The following is a 4,404-nucleotide window of genomic DNA, read 5'->3' on the forward strand; positions in this document are numbered from 1 at the left end:
CGCTTCCTCGAGGATGCGCCGACCACCGCGGCCCAGGCCGCGACCATCATCCTGGACGGCGTGAAGGCCGAGCGCTGGCGGATCCTCGTCGGCGAGGACGCCGTCATCATGGACCGCATGGTGCGAGAGACGCCGGAAGAGGCCTACGAGGTCAGCTTCTACGAGCGGATGACCAAGGCGGTCGGCTGGCAGCTCGGCGGCATCGGCCGCGACACGCCCGAGCCCGAGAAGGCCTGACTTCCGACACACCCGAGGCCCAGGACGACCGCCATGTGCCGCAACATCAAGACCCTCTTCAACTTCGACCCGCCGGCCACGGACGACGAGATCCAGGCCGCAGCGCTGCAGTTCGTCCGCAAGCTGTCGGGCTTCAACGCCCCGTCGAAGGCCAACCGGAGGGCCTTCGACCGCGCGGTGCATGACGTCGCCCACATCGCCCACCACCTCCTGGAGGACCTCGAAACCCAGGCCCCGCCGAGAGACCGCGACGTGGAGGCCGCCAAGGCCCGCGAACGCAACGCCGTCCGCTTCGCCAAGGCCTAGTTCCGCGACCGCCGCCCGACGATCGGCCGTGAGGGCGCCCCCGCGTCAGGCTTCCCGACCCGGCCTCCCCGCGCGATGATGCCGCCCTCGAAGGAGCAGCCCATGTCCGACTACGACCTGGTGATCCGTGGCGGGACCGTGTTCGACGGCCTTGGCGCCGCGCCTGTCGCCGCCGACGTCGCCGTCCGCGGCGACCGCATCGTCGCCGTGGGCCAGGTCGCCGGCAAGGGCCGCGAGGAGATCGACGCCCGGGGCCTGATGGTCACGCCCGGCTGGGTCGACATCCACACCCACTACGACGGCCAGGTCACCTGGGACTCGCGGCTGACGCCGTCCTCGACCCTGGGCGCGACCACGGTTGTCACCGGCAACTGCGGCGTGGGCTTCGCGCCGGTGCGCAAGGGCGACGAGGACACGCTGATCCGCCTCATGGAGGGCGTCGAGGATATCCCCGGCGCAGCCCTGCACGAGGGCCTGAGCTGGACGTGGGAGAGCTTCGCCGAGTTCATGGATGCGGTCGACGCCCTGCCGCACGACATCGACGTCGCCGTCCAGGTCCCCCACGGGGCGCTGCGCGTCTACGTCATGGGCGAGCGCGGGGCCAACCGCGATCCGGCCACGCCGGACGAGACCCGCCGGATGCGCGCGCTGACCGCCGAGGCCATCCGGGCCGGCGCGCTGGGGTTCTCGACCACGCGGACCATGGTCCACCGCACGGCCGACGGCGACCTCACCCCCACCATCGGCGCCGCCCGCGCCGAGATGGAGGCCATCGCCGAGGGCCTCGCCGACGCCGGCTCGGGCGTCCTGCAGTGGGTCAGCGACTTCGCCGACATGGACGAGGAGTTCGCCCTCATCCGCGACCTGACCAGGATCGCCGGCCAGCCGCTCACCTTCTCGCTGGTGCAGGCCGACGTGGTCCCCGACCGCTGGCGCGAGCTGATGGACCGCATGGATGCCTCGGTGGAGGAGGGCTACCCGATCAAGGCCCAGGTCGCCGGCCGCCCGGTGGGCCTGATGCTGGGCCTGCAGGGCTCGGCTCACCCCTTCATCAGCCGCCCGTCCTATGCCGAGATCGCCGACCTGCCGCTGGCGCAGAAGGTCGCCCGCATGAGGGATCCGGCCTTCCGCGAGCGCCTCATCGCCGAGGCGCCGGCCAAGGGCCACCCGTTCATCAACTCGCTCGCCGGCGCCCACCACAAGATGTACGCCATCGAGGGCGGCGCGGTGGACTACGAGCCAGACCCCTCCACCAGCCTGGGCGCCCGGGCCAGGGCGCTGGGCGTCGATCCCGACGAGCTGGTCTACGACGCCCTCATCGCCGACGAAGGCCGCGCCTTCCTGTTCTTCCCGATGCACAACTACGTCGAGGGCAGCCTCGACAACGTCCACGCGATGCTGACGAATCCGAACTGCCTGTCCGGCCTCTCGGACGGCGGCGCCCACGTCGGCGCCATCTGCGACGTCAGCCTGCCCACCTTCATGCTCACCCACTGGTGCCGCGACCGCACCCGCGGCCCGAAGCTGGACCTCAGCCGGACCATCCGCGCCCAGACCCTCGATACGGCCCGGGCGGTGGGCCTGGACGACCGCGGCGTCGTCGCCCCCGGCTATCTCGCCGACCTCAACGTCATCGACTTCGAGGGGCTGAAGCTCGGCGTGCCCTACATGGTCTACGACCTGCCGACGGGCGCGCGCCGCCTCATGCAGGACGCCGAGGGCTACGTCGCCACCGTCAAGTCCGGGCAGATCATCTACCGCGACGGCCAACCCGCCGGCCCGCTCCCCGGCCGCCTCATCCGCGGGCGGCAGGCGGCGCCGCTGCTGCAGGCGGCGGAGTAAAGCCCCTCTCCCTCTCTTCGCGCTGCGCGTTCGGGGGAGAGGAGGTCTACTGCGCCCCGCCGCCGGCCTTCGCGCCCGCCTTTGTCGGCGCCGGCGCCGGCGCGGCGGCCGCCGCCTTGCGCGCCTCTTCCTCCTGTGCCCGGGCGCCGGCGAGGATGCCCGGCAGGGCGTAGTTGCCCTCGTGGCAGGCGTATTCGTAGACGCGGCCGTTCAGGGCGTAGAACTCGTACTCGCCGCCCCAGGGCTTCTCCCAGATCGTCGGGTCCTCGGCCTGGAAGGCGTAGCGCACGCGCTTGTCGCCCACGCGGGTGAAGCGCTCGGTGACCTTCAGGTTTTCCCAGCTTCCCATCCACTGCTGGTTCGGCAGGAAGTTGGTGGTCTCGACCACCAGGGTGTCGCCCTCCCACCAGCCGATGGAATCGCCCATGTAGCTGCGCACGCCGTCGGTGCGGTGCCTGGCGTTCAGCCGCACGATCCGGGTGTCGTGGATCATCTCCACGTTGATGACGAAGGCGTCGGCGGTCTGCACGAACTGGTAGTTGTTGTTGTAGAATCCGTTGGGCAGCATCGGCGGGCCGGCGTTGCGGCCGAAGCTCATGATGCAGCGCTCGCCCAGCGACCGGGCCTCGTAGGAATCGAAGCTGCCCATGCCGCCGCCGAACCGCGGCGCGGGCGGCGCGCCCGGCTTGCGGGCCGGGGGTTGGCCGTTCGGCGTGGTGATGAGGCTGGTGCGCGCCTCGCCGTTCACCCGCATCACCGAGCTGCCGGGGTCCAGCCAGCCGCGGTCGTAGCCGCCCGTATCCCCGCCCGCCGCCGCGTACTCGGGCTTCAGGTTCGAGAACTTCTGGCGGTGTTCGGCGTCGGCGTTCGGATCGGTCTCGGCGTTGCCTTCCTCGACCTCGACCTCCGCGGCCTCCTCGGCGGCGTGGATCTCGTCGGGCGTCATCACCGAACGGGTCCCGAACTTCGCCGGCCGCATCATGGGCGTGAGCGTCGCGTTGCTCCAGGCGCCCGACAGGTCCGGCTGGCCGAACGCATTCCTGGGCGCCTTGTAGGCGGCCGCCTTCGCGGGCGCGGCCTTGGCCGGCGCATCGGCGGCCACCGCGGTCCCCGGCGCCATCGGCGCCGCGGCGATCAGCAGGCCGAAGGCCCAGGTCTTTGCGGCGAACGGACGCTTGGCGGCGTGCATGACGTGGTCCTCCCCAGGCCTTCAGGCGTCCGCCCGTGTCCGGCCGGTTCGCCTCGTCGGCGGAATGGTCTCGCAGAGACCGGCGGTTGTCGAGCGAAGGTGTAACCCGGCCCGGCGGTCGCCGCTTCAGGGGTCCTCGTCGCTCTTCAGCCGGTAGCCGACGCCGGTCTCGGTCAGCAGCAGCCGCGGATTCGACGGGTCGGCCTCCAGCTTGTTGCGGAGCTGCGCCATCAGCACGCGCACATGCTGGGCCTCCACGTTGGCGTCCGAGCCCCAGACCGCGCCGATGATCTGGGCGTGCGTCAGCACCATGCCGGCCTGGCGCGCCAGGGCCCGCAGCAGGTCGTACTCGCGCGGCGTCAGCTTGATCTCGACGCCTTCCACCCAGACCCGCCGGGCGGCGAAGTTGACCTCCAGGTCGGCCGACCTGAACGCCGGCTGCTGGGCCACGCGCCGGGCGCGGTTTCGCAGCGCCGCGCGGATGCGCGCCAGCAGCTCGTCCACGCCGACCGGCTTGTTGACGAAATCGTCGGCGCCCAGGTCCAGCGCGGCCACCTTCTCGGCCTCCTGGTCGCGCGCCGAGATCACGATGATCGGCGTGTCCGACCACTCGCGGATGCGCGGGATCAGGTCCTTGCCGTCCATGTCGGGCAGGCCCAGGTCCAGGAGCACGAGGTCGCAGCGGGTGTCGGCCAGCCGCTTCAGCGCTGCGGCGCCGGTCTCGGCGTGCTCGACGTGGTAGCCCGCCGCCCGCAGCGCCGGGCTCAGCCAGCGCGCGATCTGCGGCTCGTCGTCCACCAGCATGATGGCGGCCGGCTCGGTCATGCCGC

General features: G+C 71.8%; 5 protein-coding genes. 3 read left to right on the plus strand and 2 right to left on the minus strand.

Annotation, left to right across the window (positions count from 1 at the left end; all coding sequences use genetic code 11):
• The 3 genes from JNL41_RS19565 to JNL41_RS19575 form a co-directional block, all read left to right on the plus strand.
• The coding region (locus JNL41_RS19565; RefSeq protein WP_293477852.1) for a hypothetical protein at positions 1-237 on the plus strand (237 nt) is incomplete at its 5' end.
• Positions 238-270: 33 nt separating this feature from the next.
• Positions 271-543, plus strand: coding sequence for a DUF2277 domain-containing protein (locus JNL41_RS19570; RefSeq protein WP_293477853.1), 273 nt, complete (start codon positions 271-273; stop codon positions 541-543).
• Positions 544-645: 102 nt separating this feature from the next.
• The gene (locus JNL41_RS19575) at positions 646-2,385 is read left to right on the plus strand and encodes an amidohydrolase family protein (RefSeq protein WP_293477854.1); all 1,740 of its coding nucleotides are present in this window, start codon (positions 646-648) and stop codon (positions 2,383-2,385) included.
• Positions 2,386-2,431: 46 nt separating this feature from the next.
• Here JNL41_RS19575 and JNL41_RS19580 read toward each other — a convergent pair whose 3' ends face one another.
• Together JNL41_RS19580 and JNL41_RS19585 are read right to left on the minus strand one after the other, a co-directional pair.
• The gene (locus JNL41_RS19580) at positions 2,432-3,574 is read right to left on the minus strand and encodes a hypothetical protein (protein ID WP_293477855.1); all 1,143 of its coding nucleotides are present in this window, start codon (positions 3,572-3,574) and stop codon (positions 2,432-2,434) included.
• A gap of 126 nt (positions 3,575-3,700) precedes the next feature.
• Positions 3,701-4,399 carry a response regulator transcription factor gene (locus tag JNL41_RS19585; RefSeq protein WP_293477856.1) on the minus strand — a complete coding sequence of 233 codons (699 nt, stop codon included), beginning with the start codon at positions 4,397-4,399 and terminating at the stop codon, positions 3,701-3,703.
• Positions 4,400-4,404 lie beyond the last annotated feature (5 nt).

Source organism: Phenylobacterium sp. (genome assembly GCF_016793285.1).
In the GTDB taxonomy this organism is placed as follows: domain Bacteria; phylum Pseudomonadota; class Alphaproteobacteria; order Caulobacterales; family Caulobacteraceae; genus Phenylobacterium.